Source organism: Mangrovimicrobium sediminis (assembly GCF_004745945.1).
GTDB lineage: Bacteria > Pseudomonadota > Gammaproteobacteria > Pseudomonadales > Halieaceae > Mangrovimicrobium > Mangrovimicrobium sediminis.
This window is the reverse complement of record NZ_SRLE01000016.1, coordinates 45,052-64,146: the sequence shown is the minus strand read 5'-3', so window position 1 is coordinate 64,146 and position 19,095 is coordinate 45,052. Positions and strand designations below refer to the sequence as shown.

Here is a 19,095-nt window from a genome sequence, read left to right as displayed (position 1 = left end):
TTCTTGTCAAAATAAATGACATAAAGTCAGTATTTCTTAGTTCCTCACGAAAATGAACCTTGTGAGAAAACGGTCTTTAGTTGAATTCCATGTCAATAGCTGATAAATAGTCAATTATAACAAAGCTGCGTTTTGTTAATGGCGCGCCCCGGTGATGTCCCGGACGGGTGCTTGTCCGAAGCCTGCCTGCTGACGCCGTCCCCTCGGCAGGCCAGTGCCGAGACAACAACAATAAGGAATCAACTGATGAAGAGAATGCATATCCCCCTGGCCTGCCTGGGCCTTGCAGGGCTCGCCAACCCCGGCTGGGGGCAGGCGCCAGCCAGCGCCGGCCCCATGGTGTTGGAAAACGTGGTGGTTACCGCACAGCGCCGGCAGGAGCGGCTGGTGGACGTGCCGATCTCGATCACCGCGCTGGATGCGGAAGACCTCTTGCGTTCGGGGGTGAACTCAACGGCGGACCTCGCGCGGATCACGCCGGGCGTACAACTCACCTTCAACGGCGGCTACCTGCAGCCGGCGATTCGCGGGGTGTCCTCCCAGGGTTCCAATGCCGGTGACAGCTCGAACGTCGCCATGTACCTCGATGGCGTCTATATCGCGAGCCAGATCGGCCAGTTGATGGATCTGCCGGATGTGCAATCTGTCCAGGTGCTGAAAGGCCCGCAGGGCACACTCTACGGTCAGAACGCTACCGGCGGCGCCATCATCGTTTCGACCGTCTCGCCCTCCCTGGACGAGATGACCGGCAGGTTGAGCCTGAGCTATGGCAACTACGATGCGGTAGACGCGCGGGGCTATGTGTCCGGCCCGCTCACCGACCGCCTGGCAGGCAGCCTGGCAGTGGCGGTACAGGAGCGCGATGGGTTTCGCGACGACCTGGTCTATGGTGGCCAGGACAAGGGCCTGCGTTCACAGTTGGTACGCGGCAAGCTGCTGTTCGAGGCGACAGACAACATCGAACTCCTGCTCACCGCCTACACCAGCGAGCGCAAGGACAGCGCCGCCTATGCCGGTCGCGCCTACCAGCGCGAATCTTTCGATTACCTCGTCTACCCGACGGCGGCCTACCCCGACGTGGACGAGATTGCCACCAGCTTCACCCCGGACACCGAAATGGATTCCGACGGCGTCAGCCTGCAGGTGAACTTCGAGCTGCCTTTCGGCAAGCTGCAAAGCACGACGGCGTGGACCGACAACGAGGCGCACCTGCTGGTCGACGTGGACTACGGGCCTGCGCACTTTGTGGATGTGTCGGTCAACCAGGCGCAGGAAACCTTCGTCCAGGAACTGAACTTCACCTCGGAGCAAATGGGCGACTGGCTGTTCTCCGGCGGCCTGTTCTACCTCGATTCGTCGGACGAATTCACGCCCAACGTGTTCCGCATCCAGAGTCCGCCCATCCTGGCGCCGGCACCCTCCGCGCCGACGGTGTTCTACAACTACTCCTGGGGCGGGGTCGACAAGGAGATCTATGCAGTCTACGCGGAGGCCACCTACGATATCAGCGACGCCATGCAGGTGATCTTCGGCGGCCGCTACAGCGAAGAAGAGCAAATCTCCAAGACCAATCCCAACCCCTTCATCCCGGACAAGGAGATCGTGGAGTCGCCTTACAGCCCCGAGACCTTCAGCAAGTTCACGCCGCGGGTGTCGCTGCGTTATGCGCTGTCCGACGACGCCAACCTGTACGCCACCTACAGCCAGGGCTTCAAGAGCGGCATTCTCTCCGGCCAGAATCCGCCGGCAGACCCGGAGGAACTGGACGCCTACGAGATCGGCTTCAAGGGCAACCTGGGTGAACGCGTTTCCGCCAGCGCGGCGCTGTACTACTACGACTACAACGACCTGCAAGTGGCGCGCTACGAGGCGCCCAACTACGTCTACCAGAACGCCGCTTCAGCGCAGATCACGGGCGCCGAGTTCAACGCCACCTGGCAGGCCAGCGAGGGGCTTACGCTCGCCACGGGGGTGTCGCTGCTGGATGCCGAGTACGACGACTTTCCCTCGGCGGGCAGTTACGTCTGGAATCCGGCCAACTTCGCCACACCGAACGAGAGCGTGAACATCGACGCCAGCGGCGTGGAGATGGTGCGGGCACCGAAGATCACAGGCTTCATAAACGCTGACTACCGCGTAGATACTTCCATCGGCACCTTCGGCGCTTTCGCCTCCTGGTATTACAACGATGGCTTCAATCTTGAGTTCAGCGAGCATGTCACGCAGGACGCTTACTCGATGCTCGACGCCGAGCTGTCCTGGTCGCCGTCTGCGGCCGCAGGCCTCAGCCTGGTGCTGTGGGGGCGCAACCTGACGGATGAGGATGTACTGCAAAGCCTGCTGCAAACCAACTTTGCCAACGGTGTGTCCTATGCCGCGCCGCGTACATTCGGCGCGCGCGTGGAATTCGAGTTTTGAGCCGGCGGCGGGCCCAGCGCTGTGGTCTGGCCCGCCGACCGGTTTTTTAGATGTCGCGCGGCTATTCCGCCGCGCGTATAGGTCCCCCGACTAATAGCCGGTTCGGGCAGGCTGACTCAGACTCCCTGCTCGAGCGCAAACGACGCCGTCTCGTGGTAGTCGTAGCCCTGGATGCGGCTCTTGCCGGTAAAGTGCTTCGCCTGCACGTGCAGGTGTACGCTGAACGTGCACTTGGGCTTGCCGCCGAGCATGGTGCCGAAGGTCTGCGTGCCGGAAGCCACCGGTCCGCCGGTTTCACCGACGTCGGTGTGATCACTGGCCGGCGCCACGCCCGGTGCGAAACCGAGGCTCCCCGAACTCCCGTTCAGGCCGCGTTGCCAGCTGATGCTGTAGCGGCGCATGAAGGAGTTGTCGTCGCCATCCCCCGCATGCTCCACGCCATTGACGTGGTATGCGCGAAAACCGATCGAGAAGGTGCTGGTGGATGTGCCGGTGAGGAACTGGCACTCGGCGGTGTTCGGCGCGCCGTTCAGGCGCAGGTCGACGATGTCGCCGGAGACCGGGATGTTGTCCAACCAGAACGCGTGGGCGAGGTCCGCAAACGGCACCGGGTCGGTATTCGCGGCGGACACCCAGCGGCGGAACTGGAAGTTGGCGTTGTTGCCGGGGCCAGCTGCGCCATTGGGCTTCAACTGGTTGCCGCCGGCGTCGAACACTTCCACGATCAGCATGTGCTTGCCGCTATCGAAGTCGCGGTCGGTATACCAGACCTGGTGGTACTGCCCGGAGAGGTAGCGGTGGTCCGGCGAGCTCCAGTAGGGCACGCGGTACAGGCCGCTCTCGCCGCCCACCGGCGGCACCGGTCCCAGCGCTTCCGATGCCGCGACGATATCGCCGCCGGGCAGGGTGACCAGCTTGCTCCAGCTCACAGGGTCGTCCAGCACTTCAGGTGCACCGACCGGCTGGCCGGCGTCGTTCACCGGTACAGCCTTGATGCGGTAGTACTCGACCACGCCCTGTAGTTCCGGTGATACCCACAGGCGCAGGCCCAGCGCGCCGCCCCAGGGGCAGTCCGGCGCATAACCCGTGGTGTAGGTACCGTCGTTGGCATCCAGCGCCGCCAGTTGCGAGACGCCGGTCTGTACCGGGAAGTTGTGGTGGAAGGTGCCGTACTGGCCGACGTGCTCGAGCATGACAAAGGGCAGGTCGCCGCCGGGGGGCGGTTCGCCGGGACCATCGGTACAGGTGCGCGCCTTGGAGTTGTAGGTATGGATCTCGGCCGGCTCACCCGCGGCGAAGTACTCGTTGGCGGCGAGTCCGTCGTAGACCACGGTGGAGACCCCGTTGATCACCTGCTTCACCACGTAGGCATAGGTGCGCACGCAGTGGTGGTACGGGTAGAGGATGATCGGGTACAGCGGGTAGCAGAAGCTGAACGTGCCGCCGGGCTGGATCGGCGCCTGGCCGACCTTGCGCACGCTGCAATGGCAGTGGATCGCCAGCAGGTAGGGACGCGCATGCACGTATTTTTGCGCCTCTGCCTCGGGCATGGCGATCAGCGCCTGGTAGTCGCGCAGCAGGCGCTCCGGGGGCACGGCGTTGAGGTCGAGCCTGGCCGGTGCTTTCTCGATCGCGCGCGCCACCGACTTGCCCCTGGCCAGGTCGAAGTCAGGCAGCGGGTCCGGCCCCGGCAGCGGACGCTTGATCGGCCCCGGGAACGGGTCGGGAATCGGGTCCGGGATGGGGTCCGGAATGGGAATCGGCAGCACTTCGAGAATATCCCGCAGGCGCCAGACCAGGTCCGGAATGAGGATCTCATGGCAGCAGCATTCGCGCTCGTAGATCTCGACCTCGCCATCGCAGATGGTCTGGCAGGTGACCGGGAAGTGCAGTTGCGGCTGAAAGTCGTAGCTGATCGGGCGAATGTTGAATTCGTTGATCGCCGCCACCACCGGTTGCAGCTGGAAGTCGTCGATGACCTTCCAGAACCAGGGGCTGCACTTTTTCACGCTGCCGGTCACACATACCAGCGGCAGGAAAAACAGCTCCCACACCGGGCGCGGCAGCACGATGCCCTGCGCTTTCCAGCTCTCGGCGTACTGTGCCACTCGGTATTGCGTGAGCGAGCTGCGCGACAGCGACCCAAGGTCCTCGACGTCGGGACCGAAGCCAACGACGTCGTCCCGGCCGACATCGAGCCTGATGCCCTCGCCGTTGTACTGGCCGATTTTCTTCACCGGTCGGCCATTGTCATCGATCAGGTAGGCGGCGAAACACGGCGTCTCCTCGCCGTCCTCGCGACCGACGAATGTAACGGGCAGTGTTCCCTTGGGTGATGGATTCCTTTTATTAACCATTGCTAGCTCCTGTCTTGCGGACACGAATATGTGGTGGCTCTGATGGCCGGTGCGCAGGAAGGTAGTTCAGGGTATTCGCTGCCGCGATTACGCGGACTTACCTAAAGCCGAGTGGGTGTTAGCGGAATGGGTTGGCGAAAGGTAACGCGGTAAAACTCCTGGGCGGAAATCGGGTCGGAAGCATAGAGCGTGTACTCGGGAATTGCGGATGCACAAACTTGCATGGCGGGCAGGCGGGAAACCGACGTGACGAATTCGTTGAAAAGCGGGTGGGCAAGGGTATACAGCCCGTGTGTGCGGCTGTTGAAGACGTGTTTCCTCCTGCTGGTGATTGTCCCCGCCGCGTCATGGATAGTGGTGAAACCAGCGCGATTGCTGGCACCCGCGTTTGCGGGAGTTCAGTGTATGGAAGACGGTCTGTGTGTCGATTCACTCGACAGGCTGGAAGAAGCGCGCTCACTGCGCGGGCAGGCTATCGAGTTTGTGGAGAAGGAACTGGCAGCGTTCGATGCTCTACCGCGCACCGTTTTTTGCAGTTCCTGGGACTGCGCGCGGGCCTTTGGCCTGGGCGAGCGCTCCGCGGTGACCTTCGGTGGCGCCGGCAGCGCCTTCAGCCCCAGGGCCTGGGAAGCGCACTACGTTCGTCACGAATTGATCCACCAGTTGCAGGTGCAGGAGTTAGGGGTCGTGCACTGCCTGCTGCAGCCGCAGTGGTGGATTGAGGGTATGGCCTACGGTTTAAGTGAGGACCCCAGGTCGCATCTCGATCAGCCCTGGGAGGACTACCGGCGCAGGTTCGTGGACTGGTACGAGGGGGTGGAGCGCACCGGCATCTGGGAGCATGCCCGGAACCTGAAGCGCGATGCCGTGGCGCTAGGCTGGCCACCACCAGGCCGGAGTGAGCAGGGCGAGGCCGACCGCCAGCAGGGGCAGGCCGACTTTAAGGCCCTTGCGCCACTCAAGGTCGAGCACCTGGAGGCGTTCGTCGATGTCGCCCGGGAAAGCTTTCATCCCGCCGATACGGCGCCCGTCCAGCCCCTCACTGCCGCTGGCGTAGGTGCCGAGAATGGTGATCGTGGTAGCGACCGGCAGCGTGTCTTCTAGGATACTGATCTGGTTCGCACCGGTCGCTGTCGAGACGACGAACAGGTCTGCCGATTGCGGTGCTATTGTGTTGCGGCGCGCGTCCTCCAGTGCACCGCGCGCCTCGGCCTCGCTGTTGCTGGTCCATGCCTCGGCGGCGCTGCGGATGTGGACCAGGGCAGCGTCGCCCCATTCGCCGCCCAGGCTGGTGGCACGAAACTCGTCATCCACGTCGGGAATCGCGAGCAGTGGGAATCGCCTTGCGCCTGTATCCAGCGCCGCGTTGGCCAGCCTGTAACCCAGCAGGCACAGTTGCTGCCGGTAATCGCTGGAACTCGAGCCGGCGCCGCGACGCTGGCCTGAGACCTGGTAGCTGTAGGCAGCGCAGGGCGTGCCGCTGTAGGGAGCAGTGGGTACGTCCCCGTCGACGATAACCTGCCCGGTCAGTGCCAGCGTCTGGCCGTCGCTAAACGTGTCCAGCGGGTTTGCGCGGTGTGCGCGCAGAGCCCGTGCGTCAAGCAGGCTGGTTGCACTGCCCCAGGTGGCGACGATGCCGGCGATCAGCAGGAACAGACCCGGCAGCCAGAAAGCCCAGCCGATGTTGCCGAAGCGGGTGGTGGTTGCGTTCACGCTTATGCCGGCCAGTGAGATCAGTCCGACCAAGATAATGAATGTGACGCTGGCCTTGAGGATGAATCGTTGTTTTCCAGCTGGCATGCTGCGCTCCCCTGGTGGTGGTCTCTTGTTTTTCCGCTGTGGGTTTTTGTTGGTCACTATAACAAACCGTGGATGGGTGTCGGTGTGGGCATGCGTCAGTCGCGTTTGCCTGTGGCTGCGGGCAGGCATGCCATGCGACATGTACGACGATTCCCCGCTAAACTGGTGGCGGTCGCGAAGGCAGGAAACATAAGAATGACCGAAGACACAATTGTGCCTGATATCGTTGATGCGCAGGTGCATATCGGGCCGGGTGGTATAGAGCATTGCCTGGCCGCCATGGATGCACTCGGCATTCGCTCGGTGCTGGTCGATGAATACTGGATGAGCAGCGGCAATGGCGACCCGGGCTACCTGCTGCCGAATGGCGTCTTCCGCCCACTACAGCCCACTGCGGAGCTGGCTGCCATGCTGCACCCGTCCCGTTTTTCCTACCTGGTGCGCGTGGACCGTCGCGACAGCGAACTCGAGGCCATCGTGCGCATGGCCGGAGAAGCGCCATATGCCAGGGCCGTGCGAGTGACCCCGGGTATTTCTCAGCTGGAGGCAAGCGCCTTCGCGCAGGGCGAGTACGACGCGGTGTGTGCAGCGTGTCTTGCTGCCGCGCTGCCGCTGTTCGTGTTCGCCCCCGGACAGGCGCAGGCCATAGGCCGTTATGCTTCCAAGTTTCCCGACCTGCGTATCGTCATCGATCACTGCGGCTTGACCAGTCCGGCGATGGCGCGCGCCACCGGGCGGGATTCCTCGGTGCAGGACCCCGCGCAATGGCAGCGGAGCTTCGACGATATCCTGGCGCTGTCGGCCTTTCCCAACGTGGCATTCAAGTGGGCCCACGCACCGGCCATGTTCGAATCGCCCGGCTATCCCAGCGACGCTCTTGGGCCTTACCTGCGACGCGTGCTCGATGCCTTCGGAGCGCAACGCGTCATGTGGGCCAGCGATGTCACCGCCAACCAGACCGGCGAAAGCTGGGCCGAACTGTTGTTCGGGCTGCGCGGCCTGGCCGGCGTTTCCCCGTCGGAAAAGCAGGCGCTGCTTGGTGCAACAGCCCGCACCTGGCTCGATTGGAAAGTGGGGTCTGATACGACTTAAACTGATGGATGCGTGTTTGCGATTTCAGCCACCGAAATCCTCCAAGGTATAGATACTGGAAAGCATGGACCAACTTTCGGAAATTGCCGTCTACTGCCCGTACTGCGCCGAGCGTATTGAAGTGCTCGTGGATGTAGAGGAAATCGGGCAGGAGTACATCGAAGACTGCCAGGTCTGCTGCCGACCCATCACGTTCCGTATCGCCACGGACGAACGCGGCGATGTGGCGGTGACCGTGCACGACGAAAACGAAACCTGAGTCCCGCTTTGCCCCCTGCGCATCACTGCTGGATAATGCGACGCGTTTGACGGTTCGTGATTGTTACGGGGGAGAGCACATTGGCGATGCACTGGGTCAGGGGTGAACAATTCGGTATCGACATTCCGGCCGACGCCGAGACGTTGCTCGCCGGCGGCGCCGGGTTTCTCACCCGGGCTTTTCGCGCCGCAGGTAGCTTGAGCGCGGATAACGCCGTCACCGCAATCGATTCGGCCCGGCCGTTTTCCGGCGGCGGCACCGGACACAAGTTACTGCTGGACGTCACCTACGCTTCGCCCGATACCAGTCTTCCGACGCGCCTGTTCGTCAAGTTCTCGCGCAATTTCGAGGACGAACTGCGCGACAGCGCGCGCTTCATGATGCTCTCCGAGACGCGCTTCGCGGTGCTCTCGCGCGCGCCGGGTTTTCCGGTGGCGGTGCCGTTGTGCCTGTTTGCGGATGTGGAGCCGGAATCCTGCTCGGGGCTGACCATTACCGAATGCCTGGACTTCGGCAATAATGGCCTCGAGCCGCACTACCCCAAGTGCATGGACTACCTCGTCCCCGACCCGCTGGCGCACTACCGCGCCATCGTCACCGCGTTGGGCCGGCTCGCCGGTACCCACCGTGCCGGCGGGCTCCCGCCGGAATTCGACCGCTATTTCGTGTACAACGCCGAGCAGGCCGCCGCCGCGCTGCAGGTGCGCAGCCCGCTGGAAAAACTGTTGCCGCGCGCCCAGCGCATGTTTGACTTCATCGACCGCTATCCGCAACTCTTTCCGGAGAATATTCGGGACAGGGCGTTCCAGCAGCAATTCACGGACGACATTCCCCGCGTGGTTGCGGCGCAGGACGGTATCAGGGCAGTGCTCGGCGGCAACCCGGATTTCATCGCCCTTTGCCACTGGAACGCCAACATCGACAACTGCTGGTTCTGGCGCGATGCCGAAGGCGAGTTGCGGTGCGGGATGCTGGACTGGGCGATGGTCGGCCCGATGAGTGTTGCCCAGTCGATCAGCGGTGCGCTCAGCGGTGCCGAGCAGTTTATCTGGAACGATCACCTCGACGAGATCATCGGTGTGTTCATCGAGTCCTACGCCGCCCATGGCGGTCCCCGTCTGCAGGTGGAGGAAGTGCGCACCCACCTGCTGCTGTTGCTGGCGCTGGCTGGCGTGTCCTATTTCATGAGTGCGCCGCTGGCGATCCAGCGGGAAATCGAGGACCTCGATGCGCTGGAAAGTTACCGGGATGTTGCGTTCCAGCAACACGAGAATGCCCGTATCCAACTGCACATGATGACCAAGATGCTCAATGTCTGGCAGACCCGAGACCTCGGCAAGCTGGTCACGACCATTGGCGGGTAGCAATTAGCCGCCGTTGCCTGCCCCTGTGCAGCGCCCCTCGACCCGGGTAAAATCCATGCCTGCTGTGTGGATTAAAGCGCCGAGGAACCGGCGCGCTTGTGTAAATACCAGGTGACGGCAATGCCCAGTTACGATTATCGCTGTGAAGCGGACCAGCAAGTCTATGAAGTCAGCCACTCCATGTCCCAGCGTCTTGGCACCTGGGGCGAACTGTGCGAGATGCTCGGCATGACGCCGGGCGAGATCGACCCCGCAAGCAAGGTCACCCGCCTGATCAGCGGCGGCGGGGTGGTGAAAAGCTCGGCCCTGAAAAACCCCGAGGCCCCGCCCTGCATGACCGGCGGCGGCTGCTCCGGCGGCGGTTGCGGCATCTGAATGCGGACGGGAAGAGTGGTGTCAGAAACCACTTAAACTGAGGTCTGTTTCAGGGCGTCTTCTGTCGCGAGTATCCGCGCGGGCAGCAAGTAGACTTTTTCTGGCCTGCTTTCAGCCGCAGCAGGACTGTGTGGCGTCGGGCGCCGGTACGCAACAGGCCGCATCATCGGCCGTTTGGTTTTCGCCGAACAACTGTACATCTTCCATGGTCTGGTAGGTCTCCCAGGCGACGCCGGCTGGGTCCCTGACCCAGGATTTTTCCGAGCGGGCGTAGCAGCACACGGTTTCGCCTTCATCGAACAGCGCCATATCCGCCTGCTTCAGGCGTTCGCGCACGGCGTCCAGTTCGGTCGTTTCCTCCACCTGCAGGCCGAGGTGATCCACGCCGGCGCCGACGCGGGTTGAAATGGCGAAGTTGATGCAGGGGTCGTCCAGCATCCACTTGGCGTAGTCATCCTTCACTTTCACCGGTTGGGCGCCGAACAGGGCACTGTAGAACCTGACGCCATCGTCGAGTTGCTCGACGCCGACATGAATGTGCATGCGTTTCATGGTGTTACTCCTTCGGGAGTTGGTTAACAGCAGAAGTCGGACAATTCGATCACGCTGCAGCCTTTGCGCTTGTCGGTACGTACCGTCGCCACGCCTGCGCTGCAGCAGTCCTCGACCATGAATGCGATCAGGTCGCGCACCAGTTCGAAGCTGGCGCTGTAGATGACCGAGCGCCCCTCCTTGCGTGAGGCGACGATTCCCGCCCGGGCCAGGTGGCCCAGGTGGAATGACATCGTGTTGTGCGGGATGCCCAGCGCATCGCTGATGGCGCCGGCGGGCAACCCTTCGGGGCCGGCCTTTACCAGCAGGCGAAACGCCCGCAGGCGGGTTTCCTGGGCCAGGGTGTCAAACAGAGGTACAGCGTCTCTCGTGTCCATATGTCTAGAATAATGGAAATAAATTGCCTGTGTCAACAACCGGGAAGCGAGCCTGTGAAGTTGGGGGCGGAAAGTGGGGTCAGATGCGACTTTAAATGATGAAAGAAATGGTGAACGACCAGGAAAGGCTCGAACGGCAGTCCGTTACTTCATCACCCATCATTTAAAGTCGCATCTGACCCCACTTTTCAGGGGGCGAAGAGTAGCCAGTTGGCGTAGGTGACGAACGCGGTCAGTAGCAGGGCGCCCTCTATTCTTCGCAGTGAACGGCGCAGCCACAGCGTGATTGGCAGCAAAATGGCAAGGGCACACATGATGCCGAGGTCCAGGGTCTCGATCCCGGCGGGGTGGGGCGGCTGGATGGTCGCAGTGATGCCCAGTATCCCCAGGATATTGAATATGTTGCTGCCCACCACGTTTCCAACGGCGATATCGCCCTGTCCCCGCAGGGCGGCGACTGTTGATGTTGCCAGCTCCGGCAGGCTGGTGCCGACAGCCACAACGGTAAGGGCAATGGCGGCACGGCTGACGTTCCACTGCAGTGCAAGTTCAATTGCCGCGTCCACCAGCAGGCGCCCGCCGAGCCCGAGAAGCAACAGGCCGAGCGTGATAAACGCGATGGTCGATGCCGTGCTGCCCGTCGATTGCGGCGTCGCCGCAGCGAGTTCCTCGCGCACGGTCTCCGGCGCCCGCCGTGCCTCCACGAACGTGACGGACAGGTAGCCCGCTAGGCACAGCAGCGCGATCATCCCCTCGAACCGCGACAGCACCGCGTCGCGCAGCGTGAAGACCAGCAACAGGGACGCGCCAATCATCAACGGCGCGTGCACGCTGATGACTCGCGGGTCGACCACTACAGGGCGAATCAAGGCCGTGACGCCGAGTATGAGGGCGATGTTCGCAATGTTTGATCCCACTACGTTGCCCACCGCGATATCGCTGGCGCCTTTGAGCGCGGCATCCAGGGAGACCACAAGTTCAGGTGCGCTGGTACCAAGCGCGACGACGGTGAGGCCGATGACCAGCGGCCGTACACCCAGGCGGGATGCCAGTGCCGAAGCGCCACGTACGAGGTATTCGCCACCATAAAAGAGCGCCGCGAGCGCGGCCACGATTTGTAGAAGCGTGAACATCATAACGTCCCGCCCGCGCTGCGGCGCATTGCAAAGGTGTATGAAAAAGGGAGTGGGGCTTTCCTTTATTCACCAGCGCGCTTTGGTGCCGCGCACGTCGATGTGAACAAACGGGCCGTGCGCGTTGGTGGCGCCGTACACGCCCAAACCGCCGATGCGTGGGCCGAAATCGCCGCGTTGTGCCATACGGTTGATGAAGTCCGCCAGCCAGTTGGCGTCCTCGCGGTCGATCTTGCCGTCGCCGTTGAGATCGTCCATGACGCCATCCTTCGGGTTCTGGTCGACAAACACATCGGCGGCGCCGCCGTACACGTGGCGGCTGTAGGGCACGTTGCCGATAGCGCGATTGTAGTAAGGCGTGCGGTAGCCGCTCATGATGACGAAGTCGTCCACCGGGTGGCCCGCTGACTTCAGCTTGCCGAGAATATTTTCCAGCTTGAGCAGCAACTCTGAACGCAGCACCACGTAACTCGGATCGGCGTAGCCCTGCTTGGCCACGAACTCGCCCAGTGTAAAGTGAGGTGAAATACGCGTGTCGCGGTTGGCCGCGGTGACTTCCACGAACCCTTTGGGCGGAAGGTAGGTGGCGAGTCCGCGCAGGGGTTCGCGGGGGTAGGCGCCAATCTGGTAGCCATTGAGGTGCTGATCACTCCCGACCCGGCTCGCCGGCACCAGGCTGAATACCTCGATGTGACAGGTCTCGCCGGTGGCGCGGTTGCGAATTTCGAGCGTGGTATTCCCGGGTGTTTCCGGGGCGACGACCCCGTCGCTACCCGCGGCCAGCAACTCGCCGCCAAAGCGCAACTCGGCGCCGCCGGTAGCGTCGATGAAGCCGACGGACAGCGCCGTGCCGGGCAGGACGAAAACGGCGAACTCGGTGTAGGGAATCACCTGGCCATTGAGCATGACCGGTTGCGTGAGTGTTGCCGCCACTATCGACCGGGCGCAGCAAAGCCCCAGCAGCGCGAACGCCAGCCAGCGAAAAGAAGGTTTCATGGAGTTTGCAGCGCCCTCAGTGCTTCGATGAGCACACGGTCCCGGCCATAGATATCACGGCGGAAGATTACCTCGCCGTCATCCAGGGAAAAAGCGGTGAAATACACTAAAAATGCCGGAACAGGCTTTTTCAAGTGCAGCGTGCGCGACTCGCCGCTGGCAACCAGTGCTTCGACCTCGCCGCTTAGCGGGTTGCCGTCGTTGGCCAGCAGCCAGCGGGCCAGCTCCAGCGGGTGTTGCAGGCGGATACAGCCGGAGCTGAAGCTGCGTTCCGTCTTCGCGAACAGCTCGCGGCTGGGGGTATCGTGCAGGTAGACGGAGTAGGGGTTGGGCAGCATGAACTTGATCTGGCCGAGGGCATTCATCGGTCCCGGCTTTTGCCGCAGCAGGTGGTTAAAGCCGCGTGGGGTGACTGCGGACCAGTCCACCGCGTCTACCGCGACAAAGCTGTCGCTGCCCTGCCACTTGACCTCATAGCCATTGGCCGCCAGCTCCGCCGGGTTGGCCTTGAGCAGCGGCAGCTTGTCCTTGGTGGCGATGCTGTAGGGCACGTTCCAGTAGGGGTTGATGGTCAGGTAGCGGATCAGTTCGGTAAACACCGGCGTGCGCCGGTAGGGCTTGCCTACCACCACGTTCATGTCCAGTACCGGCTGGCCGTGCTGCATGACGCGCAGGGTGAAGGCGGCGATATTGACCCGCACGTAGACGTCGGGTGTCTCGCGGGGCAGCCAGCGCCAGCGCTCGAGGTTGGCGTCCAGGCGCTCGATCCAGGACACGCGGGTGGCGTTGAGCATCTCCAGCGTGTTGTCGCCGACGATACCGTCCGCCTCCAGCCCCGCACTGCGCTGGAAGGCTTCGACCTCCCGGCGCAGCCCCGCGTCATACTCCGGCGTGTACTCGCCCGGGCCGAGCAACCGCTGCTTGAGCATGATCACGCGGTCGCTGCTCTGGCCGGGCTTGAGCAATGGCCCGGAGGCGATCTGGATGGACACCTCGTCACCGGCGGCGGCGATCTCCGCGCGGCGGCGCAGCAGGCGCGCGTATTCCGGGTCGGTGGGCCACAGCGCGTCCAGGCGGGCGCTCACCGAGGCGTGGACCGCAGCGGTGGCCTGCAGCAGGGCCAGGGCGTCCACTTCGGCCGGCGGCACCTGCCACTCGGCGTCGAGGTTGGGCGGGTAGACGGCGCCCCGACCGCGGTGCAGAGCCTGGCTGAGGAAGGCATCGGTGAGCAGCAGTTCGAGCGCCAGGCGCGAACTGTCGTCCTCGGCGAGCATGAGTTTTTCGATGCTTGAGCGGTGGTAGCGCTCGGCGATAAAGCCGTGGGCCACGGACTCGCCGATCGCCCGCAGCATGTCGTCTGCTTCGTCAGCCAGCGGGGCGCCGGGTTGCCATAGCGGCTGGTGTTCGCGGACGCGGTACAGGCGTGCGAGCAGTTCCGGTTGTCCCAGCAGCTGGCCGGCGACCATCGGCGAGTCGCCCGCGTCCAGTCCCTCCAGGTAGCGGCGAATGGCTTCGCCGCCGGGGTCGAGGTCGGCTGCCGTGCAGGGCAGGGTTAACGCCAGTACCAGTGTCAGCACGATTCTGTTCAGCATACGTCACCTCGCGGGATCCACGGCTCACGATAGCAAAAGCGCTGATGCGAGTAACCGGGAGAAATGGCGGCGATGCGGCTATTATCGGGAGGGGCTTTGGTCGCAGCCAGGGTCGTCGGCAAGTGCAGACGGGGAGCAGGGATGACATCTCAGATTCGACCACCTGGTCATTGGACAATCGGCCTGCTGTTCGCGGTGGCCTGCGGCCTGGCCCAGGCGGCTGTTGCCCGGGAAGCTCGCGTTCAAGGGACCGTTGCTCAAGAGGCCGTCGCTCCAGAGGTCGCGGCTCAAGAAGCCGTCGCGAAACAGGCCGCCGCTACCGGCGCCGTTCCAGCGAACGCCACCGTCCGACGCAAGACCTGCCCCCCGGACCTCGGCCGCCCCTGTATCGGCCTGGTGCTCGGCGGCGGTGGCGCCCGCGGTGGCGCGCACCTCGGAGTTTTGCGCTACCTCGAGGAGCAGGCTATTCCCATCGACCTCGTTGTCGGTACCAGCATCGGGTCCTTCGTCGGCGGACTGTACGCCAGCGGGCTGTCGCTGGGGGAGATCGAGGCGCGCTTTCGCGAGGCGGACTGGGACCTGGGCTACCAGGACAATCTCCCGCGCAGCCATATCCCCGTGCGGCGGCAGAACCAGCTCGACAATTTTCCCATTCACCTCGACCTCGGCGTGGGCGCCGACGGCGTGCGGCTGAAGCGCGGCTTCCTGCAGGGGCAGGGCATGGGCGGGCTGGTGGAGTCCATGCTCGGCGTCTACCCGCGCCTGGACAGCTTCGACGACCTGCCCATCCCGTTTCGCGCGGTGAGTGCGGACATCGAGACCGGCGAGGAAGTTGTCCTCGGTGCGGGCGACCTGGCCTCCGCCATGCAGGCGTCGATGTCGATTCCCGGCGTGGTGCGGCCGATGGAAATCGACGGGCGCATGCTGGTGGATGGCGGCATCGCCAACAACCTGCCGGTGAGCGTGGCCAGGGCGCTGGGCGCCGATATCATCATTGCCGTGGACATCGGCTCGCCGAACCAGACCCGCGAGGAGCTCGACTCGGGGCTGGCTATCGTCAACCAGCTGGCCAGCTTTCTCACCCTGAACAATGTGCGCGAACAGAAGAGCCTGCTCGGCGAGGGCGACGTCCTGCTGCATCCGCAGATTGACGGCGTCAGCATGCTCAGCTTCGACAAACTGCTCGACGCAATCGACCCGGGCTACGCCGAGGCGCAGCGGGTACTCGCCACGCGCGAGTTGCCGCGCGATGCCGCCGCGCTGGCAGCGCGGCACGACGCGGCTCCCCTGGAGACCATTACTCTCGACCAGGTCGTGTTGAGCAACCAGTCGCGGCTGGGCGACGACTACATACGTCACCGCATGGGCTTCGAGCCGGGAGAGGAGTACAGCCTTGAAGATATCCAGGCCGGGATAGGCCGTTTGTATGGCCAGGGCACAATTGCCCGCGTGGACACGGACCTGGAAACTACGGCAGACGGGGATGTACTGAACGTCGACGTGCTGGAAAAAGAGTGGGGGCCGGGTTACCTGGATTTCAAGCTGTCCTTCGAGGATAACTTCCACGATGTCAGTCGCTACCAGGTCGGCGCGTCCTACCGGCTGACCAACCTCTCGCCCTACGGCGCGGAGTGGTACACCGCCGGCGAGTTTGGCACCAACAAGTACCTGTTCACGGATTTCTACTGGCCCCTGCGCACCAGCGGTTTCTACCTGGAGGCGTCGGCCATCAACCAGCACGACGTGTTCGAATACCTGGACGAGCGCGACCGGCCCCAGGGCCAGATCGAGATCGACGAGCTGGGCATTGCCGGCGGGATTGGCTGGAATGCGCTGGACCAGCTCGACGTCCTGCTCGCCGCGCGCTTCAACGATGGCGACATCACCCTGCCCGGGCCGCTTGCCGATGATTTCAACACCAAGAGCGTCAGCTACCGTCAGCGCGGCGGCCTGCTGCGCTTCAATTACGACACCCTGAACGACGCCAACTTTCCCTCCCGCGGCGTCAAAGTGTTGATGAATATCTACCGCAGCGTCGATAAGGCGGAGGGGGAATCGGACACCAACACCCTCGCGGACCTGCGGCTGATCGGGGTTACCTCCCTGGGGCGCAACAGTCTGCGCGGCGAACTGCGCTACGCGGGTGTGGAGGAGGACGGCAACGGCGTTCTCATTGGGCTGCAGTCGCTGGGTGGTTTCCTCAGCCTTTCCGGCAATCCCAAGGATTCCGTGATCGGCGAACAGCTGCGCTTCGGCAGCCTGGTCTACACCTACCAGCTCGCGGCCAACGACTTCGGTGCGCTGCGCCTGCCGCTGTACCTGGGCGCTTCGCTTGAAGCGGGCAACGCCTGGGAGAACAGCAAGGCGGTGGACTACGACGACCTCATCTACAGCGGCAGTGTCTTCCTTGGCTGGGACAGCCCCATCGGCCCCGCCTACTTCGCCTACGGCCGTTCCGACACCGGCCAGAGCAGTTTCTACGCCTTTCTCGGAGTGCTCTTCTAACCACCGTAAAGTGGGGTCAGATACGCCTTTTTCTGATGTGTGCTGGCAGGAAAAAAGTGGGGTCAGGTACGACTTAATTTGATGGATTCTCGTACGGCGTAAGGGACCATGCTTGTGGCGCTAAACGGCAACTACTCATCAAATAAAGTCGTATCTGACCCCACTTTCAGGCGTTGAGGGCGGGGAGGTCGCGGTAGAGGGCCAGGGCTTCCGGGTTGGCGAGGGCTTCGACGTTTTTGACCGGGCGGCCATGCACTACATCGCGCACGGCGAGCTCGGTGATCTTGCCGGACCGGGTGCGCGGGACGTCTGCGACCGCGACGATTTTTGCCGGGACATGGCGCGGTGTCGCGTTGTTGCGGATCTCGCTGCGGATGCGTTGCGCCAGGGCGTCGTCGAGCACCACACCCTCGCGCAGCCGCACGAACAGGACGATACGCACGTCGTTGTCCCACTGCTGGCCGATGACCAGGCCCTCCAGCACTTCCTCGATGCGCTCGACCTGGCGATAGATCTCTGCGGTGCCGATGCGCACGCCGCCGGGGTTGAGGGTGGCGTCGGAGCGACCGAAGAAACGCATGCCGCCCTCGGCGGTCAACTCCACCCAGTCGCCGTGGGTCCATACCCCGGGGAAGCGCTCGAAGTAGGCCTCGCGGTAGCGCTGCCCGTCGGGGTCGTTCCAGAAGCCGGTGGGCTGGGAGGGAAACGGCGCGACACACACGAGCTCGCCGGGAGTATTTGTCACCGCCGCGCCGTCGTCATCGAACACCTGCACATGCATGCCGAGCTGGCGCTTCTGGCACTGGCCGGCGTACACCGGGCTGATCGGGCTGCCGCCGACGAAGCAGCCGAAGATGTCCGTGCCGCCGGCGATCGAGGCCAGGCATACGTCCCGTTTCCAGGCATCGTAGACGTAGCGGAAACCCTCGGCGGACAGTGGCGAGCCGGTGGACAGCACGCAGCGCAGTGCAGCGAAATCGCAGTCGTCGACGGGCCTTACCCCGGCCTTGGCGCAGGCGTCGAGGAACTTGGCGGAGGTGCCGAAGTGGGTGATGCGCTCGCTCTCCACGATACGCGCCAGGTGGCCGGCATCGGGATACGTGGGTGAGCCTTCGTACAGCACCGCCGTCGCTCCCGATGCCAGCCCTGCCACCAGCCAGTTCCACATCATCCAGCCGCAGGTCGTGAAGTAGAAAAGCCGGTCGCCCGGGCGCAGGTCGCTTTGCAGCCTGTGCTCCTTGAGGTTCTGCAGCAGCGAGCCGCCGACACCGTGCACGATGCACTTGGGCAGCCCGGTGGTACCCGAGGAGAACAGGATGAACAGCGGGTCGTTGAAGCCGACCCGGGTGAACGCCAGTTCGCGGGCAGCGTACGGTGCGCAGAATTCCGCCAGCGACACCGCGTTTGCGTCCGCGGCGCCGGCCTCGGCTGCGCCGTCAACCAGGGGCAGCACCACGACCTGTTCGATGCTCGGAATAAGTCGCGCCAGTTCGCCGGCGGTGGCCAGCGAGTCGAAGGTCTTGCCGCTGTAGTTGTAGGCGTCCGCGGTGAACAATACCTTCGGCCCGATCTGGCCGAAGCGGTCGGCCACGCCCTGCGCCCCGAAATCTGGCGAGCAGGAGGACCACACCGCGCCCAGCGAGGCGGTCGCGAGCATCGCGGCCACGCTCTCGGGAATGTTCGGCACGAAGCCGGCGACGCGATCTCCCGGGCCGACGCCGAGCGCGCGTAGGGCCTGCTGCAGGCGTGACACCAGGGCTTCCAGTTCGCTCCAGCCCAGTTCGCTGCGCGCCCCGCACTCGCGGTGCAGCACCAGCGCCGGACCGGGGCCGCGCGGGCCGCACAGCAGGTTCTCGGCGTAGTTGAGGCGCGCCCCGGGAAAGAAGCGGGCGTGCATCATGTGCTCCGCCTCGACCAGCGCCGGGCCCGCGCGCTCACCGATCACCGCGCAGAAATCCCACAGCGCATCCCAGAAGGCGGCGGGGTGGTCCACGGACCATTGCCACAGCGCGTCGTAGCCCGCCTCGATGCTGTGACGCTCGCCCAGCCAGCGCTGGAACTGCGCCAGGGTGCTCGCGGCGGCGCGTTGTGGGGTGGGCGTCCAGAGGGGGGTGGTCATCGGGCTTCGGCTTCCGCGCGCAGGGTGGAGACTGCACCATGATAGCCGTTCAACCCCAGTCTGTGTGTGGCGCATCGCACAGTGCCGCAGCGCGCCCCTATAAAGTCCGTACATATTAGACCATGGCGTCTTGCGGAATATTCAATATAGAGAATT

General features: G+C 63.7%; 14 protein-coding genes. 6 read left to right on the top strand and 8 right to left on the bottom strand.

The window, feature by feature from the left end; genetic code table 11:
* Window positions 1-246 precede the first annotated feature (246 nt).
* Window positions 247-2,418, top strand: a complete 2,172-nt coding sequence (locus tag E4634_RS19775; RefSeq protein WP_167855003.1) for a TonB-dependent receptor — start codon at window positions 247-249, stop codon at window positions 2,416-2,418.
* Between the two features lie 116 nt (window positions 2,419-2,534).
* On the opposite strand, the gene E4634_RS21555 is transcribed toward E4634_RS19775, so the two are convergent.
* Together E4634_RS21555 and E4634_RS19765 are read right to left on the bottom strand one after the other, a co-directional pair.
* Window positions 2,535-4,775, bottom strand: a complete 2,241-nt coding sequence (locus tag E4634_RS21555; RefSeq protein ID WP_167855002.1) for a hypothetical protein — start codon at window positions 4,773-4,775, stop codon at window positions 2,535-2,537.
* Between the two features lie 873 nt (window positions 4,776-5,648).
* Window positions 5,649-6,575 carry a hypothetical protein gene (locus E4634_RS19765; protein WP_135446408.1) on the bottom strand — a complete coding sequence of 309 codons (927 nt, stop codon included), beginning with the start codon at window positions 6,573-6,575 and terminating at the stop codon, window positions 5,649-5,651.
* A 195-nt stretch (window positions 6,576-6,770) separates the two neighbouring features.
* Between E4634_RS19765 and E4634_RS19760 the strand changes: the two genes are divergently transcribed.
* The 4 genes from E4634_RS19760 (at window position 6,771) to E4634_RS19745 (ending at window position 9,665) form a co-directional block, all read left to right on the top strand.
* Complete coding sequence (locus tag E4634_RS19760; protein WP_167855001.1) at window positions 6,771-7,667, top strand: amidohydrolase family protein; 897 nt, start codon at window positions 6,771-6,773, stop codon at window positions 7,665-7,667.
* 64 nt (window positions 7,668-7,731) lie between these two features.
* Complete coding sequence (locus tag E4634_RS19755) at window positions 7,732-7,926, top strand: CPXCG motif-containing cysteine-rich protein (protein ID WP_135446406.1); 195 nt, start codon at window positions 7,732-7,734, stop codon at window positions 7,924-7,926.
* Window positions 7,927-8,012: 86 nt separating this feature from the next.
* Entirely contained in the window at window positions 8,013-9,290 is a 1,278-nt protein-coding gene (locus tag E4634_RS19750) for a hypothetical protein (protein WP_135446405.1), read from the top strand.
* Window positions 9,291-9,410: 120 nt separating this feature from the next.
* Window positions 9,411-9,665, top strand: a complete 255-nt coding sequence (locus E4634_RS19745; RefSeq protein ID WP_135446404.1) for an FmdB family zinc ribbon protein — start codon at window positions 9,411-9,413, stop codon at window positions 9,663-9,665.
* A 111-nt stretch (window positions 9,666-9,776) separates the two neighbouring features.
* Here the strand turns inward: E4634_RS19745 and E4634_RS19740 are convergent, their stop codons facing one another.
* From E4634_RS19740 to E4634_RS19720, 5 genes are all read right to left on the bottom strand, one after another.
* Window positions 9,777-10,217: an ArsI/CadI family heavy metal resistance metalloenzyme gene (locus E4634_RS19740; RefSeq protein WP_135446403.1), complete on the bottom strand. Its 441-nt coding sequence runs from the start codon at window positions 10,215-10,217 to the stop codon at window positions 9,777-9,779.
* A 23-nt stretch (window positions 10,218-10,240) separates the two neighbouring features.
* Window positions 10,241-10,594, bottom strand: a complete 354-nt coding sequence (locus E4634_RS19735) for an ArsR/SmtB family transcription factor (RefSeq protein ID WP_135446402.1) — start codon at window positions 10,592-10,594, stop codon at window positions 10,241-10,243.
* Between the two features lie 188 nt (window positions 10,595-10,782).
* Window positions 10,783-11,730 (bottom strand): calcium/sodium antiporter, encoded by a 948-nt coding sequence (locus tag E4634_RS19730; RefSeq protein WP_206046959.1) that lies wholly within the window; start codon window positions 11,728-11,730, stop codon window positions 10,783-10,785.
* 66 nt (window positions 11,731-11,796) lie between these two features.
* Window positions 11,797-12,723 carry a D-Ala-D-Ala carboxypeptidase family metallohydrolase gene (locus E4634_RS19725; RefSeq protein WP_135446401.1) on the bottom strand — a complete coding sequence of 309 codons (927 nt, stop codon included), beginning with the start codon at window positions 12,721-12,723 and terminating at the stop codon, window positions 11,797-11,799.
* On the bottom strand, window positions 12,720-14,315 hold the full coding sequence (locus E4634_RS19720; protein ID WP_135446400.1) for a L,D-transpeptidase family protein: 1,596 nt from the start codon (window positions 14,313-14,315) through the stop codon (window positions 12,720-12,722). Before E4634_RS19720 ends, E4634_RS19725 begins: the two co-directional genes overlap by 4 nt.
* A 141-nt stretch (window positions 14,316-14,456) precedes the next feature.
* Between E4634_RS19720 and E4634_RS19715 the strand changes: the two genes are divergently transcribed.
* A complete protein-coding gene (locus E4634_RS19715) occupies window positions 14,457-16,820 on the top strand; it encodes a patatin-like phospholipase family protein (RefSeq protein WP_167855000.1) in 2,364 nt (787 codons plus the stop codon).
* Window positions 16,821-16,986: 166 nt separating this feature from the next.
* Here the strand turns inward: E4634_RS19715 and E4634_RS19710 are convergent, their stop codons facing one another.
* Window positions 16,987-18,939 carry an acetoacetate--CoA ligase gene (locus E4634_RS19710; RefSeq protein ID WP_135446398.1) on the bottom strand — a complete coding sequence of 651 codons (1,953 nt, stop codon included), beginning with the start codon at window positions 18,937-18,939 and terminating at the stop codon, window positions 16,987-16,989.
* Window positions 18,940-19,095 lie beyond the last annotated feature (156 nt).

Coding starts and splice junctions, on each gene's coding strand:
- E4634_RS19755 (WP_135446406.1), top strand. CDS start 7,732: ATGGACCAACTTTCGGAAATTGCCGTCTACTGCCCGTACTGCGCCGAG.
- E4634_RS19740 (WP_135446403.1), bottom strand. CDS start 10,217: ATGAAACGCATGCACATTCATGTCGGCGTCGAGCAACTCGACGATGGC.
- E4634_RS19715 (WP_167855000.1), top strand. CDS start 14,457: ATGACATCTCAGATTCGACCACCTGGTCATTGGACAATCGGCCTGCTG.
- E4634_RS19710 (WP_135446398.1), bottom strand. CDS start 18,939: ATGACCACCCCCCTCTGGACGCCCACCCCACAACGCGCCGCCGCGAGC.
- E4634_RS19725 (WP_135446401.1), bottom strand. CDS start 12,723: ATGAAACCTTCTTTTCGCTGGCTGGCGTTCGCGCTGCTGGGGCTTTGC.
- E4634_RS19730 (WP_206046959.1), bottom strand. CDS start 11,730: ATGATGTTCACGCTTCTACAAATCGTGGCCGCGCTCGCGGCGCTCTTT.
- E4634_RS21555 (WP_167855002.1), bottom strand. CDS start 4,775: ATGGTTAATAAAAGGAATCCATCACCCAAGGGAACACTGCCCGTTACA.
- E4634_RS19760 (WP_167855001.1), top strand. CDS start 6,771: ATGACCGAAGACACAATTGTGCCTGATATCGTTGATGCGCAGGTGCAT.
- E4634_RS19765 (WP_135446408.1), bottom strand. CDS start 6,575: ATGCCAGCTGGAAAACAACGATTCATCCTCAAGGCCAGCGTCACATTC.
- E4634_RS19720 (WP_135446400.1), bottom strand. CDS start 14,315: ATGCTGAACAGAATCGTGCTGACACTGGTACTGGCGTTAACCCTGCCC.
- E4634_RS19750 (WP_135446405.1), top strand. CDS start 8,013: ATGCACTGGGTCAGGGGTGAACAATTCGGTATCGACATTCCGGCCGAC.
- E4634_RS19775 (WP_167855003.1), top strand. CDS start 247: ATGAAGAGAATGCATATCCCCCTGGCCTGCCTGGGCCTTGCAGGGCTC.
- E4634_RS19745 (WP_135446404.1), top strand. CDS start 9,411: ATGCCCAGTTACGATTATCGCTGTGAAGCGGACCAGCAAGTCTATGAA.
- E4634_RS19735 (WP_135446402.1), bottom strand. CDS start 10,594: ATGGACACGAGAGACGCTGTACCTCTGTTTGACACCCTGGCCCAGGAA.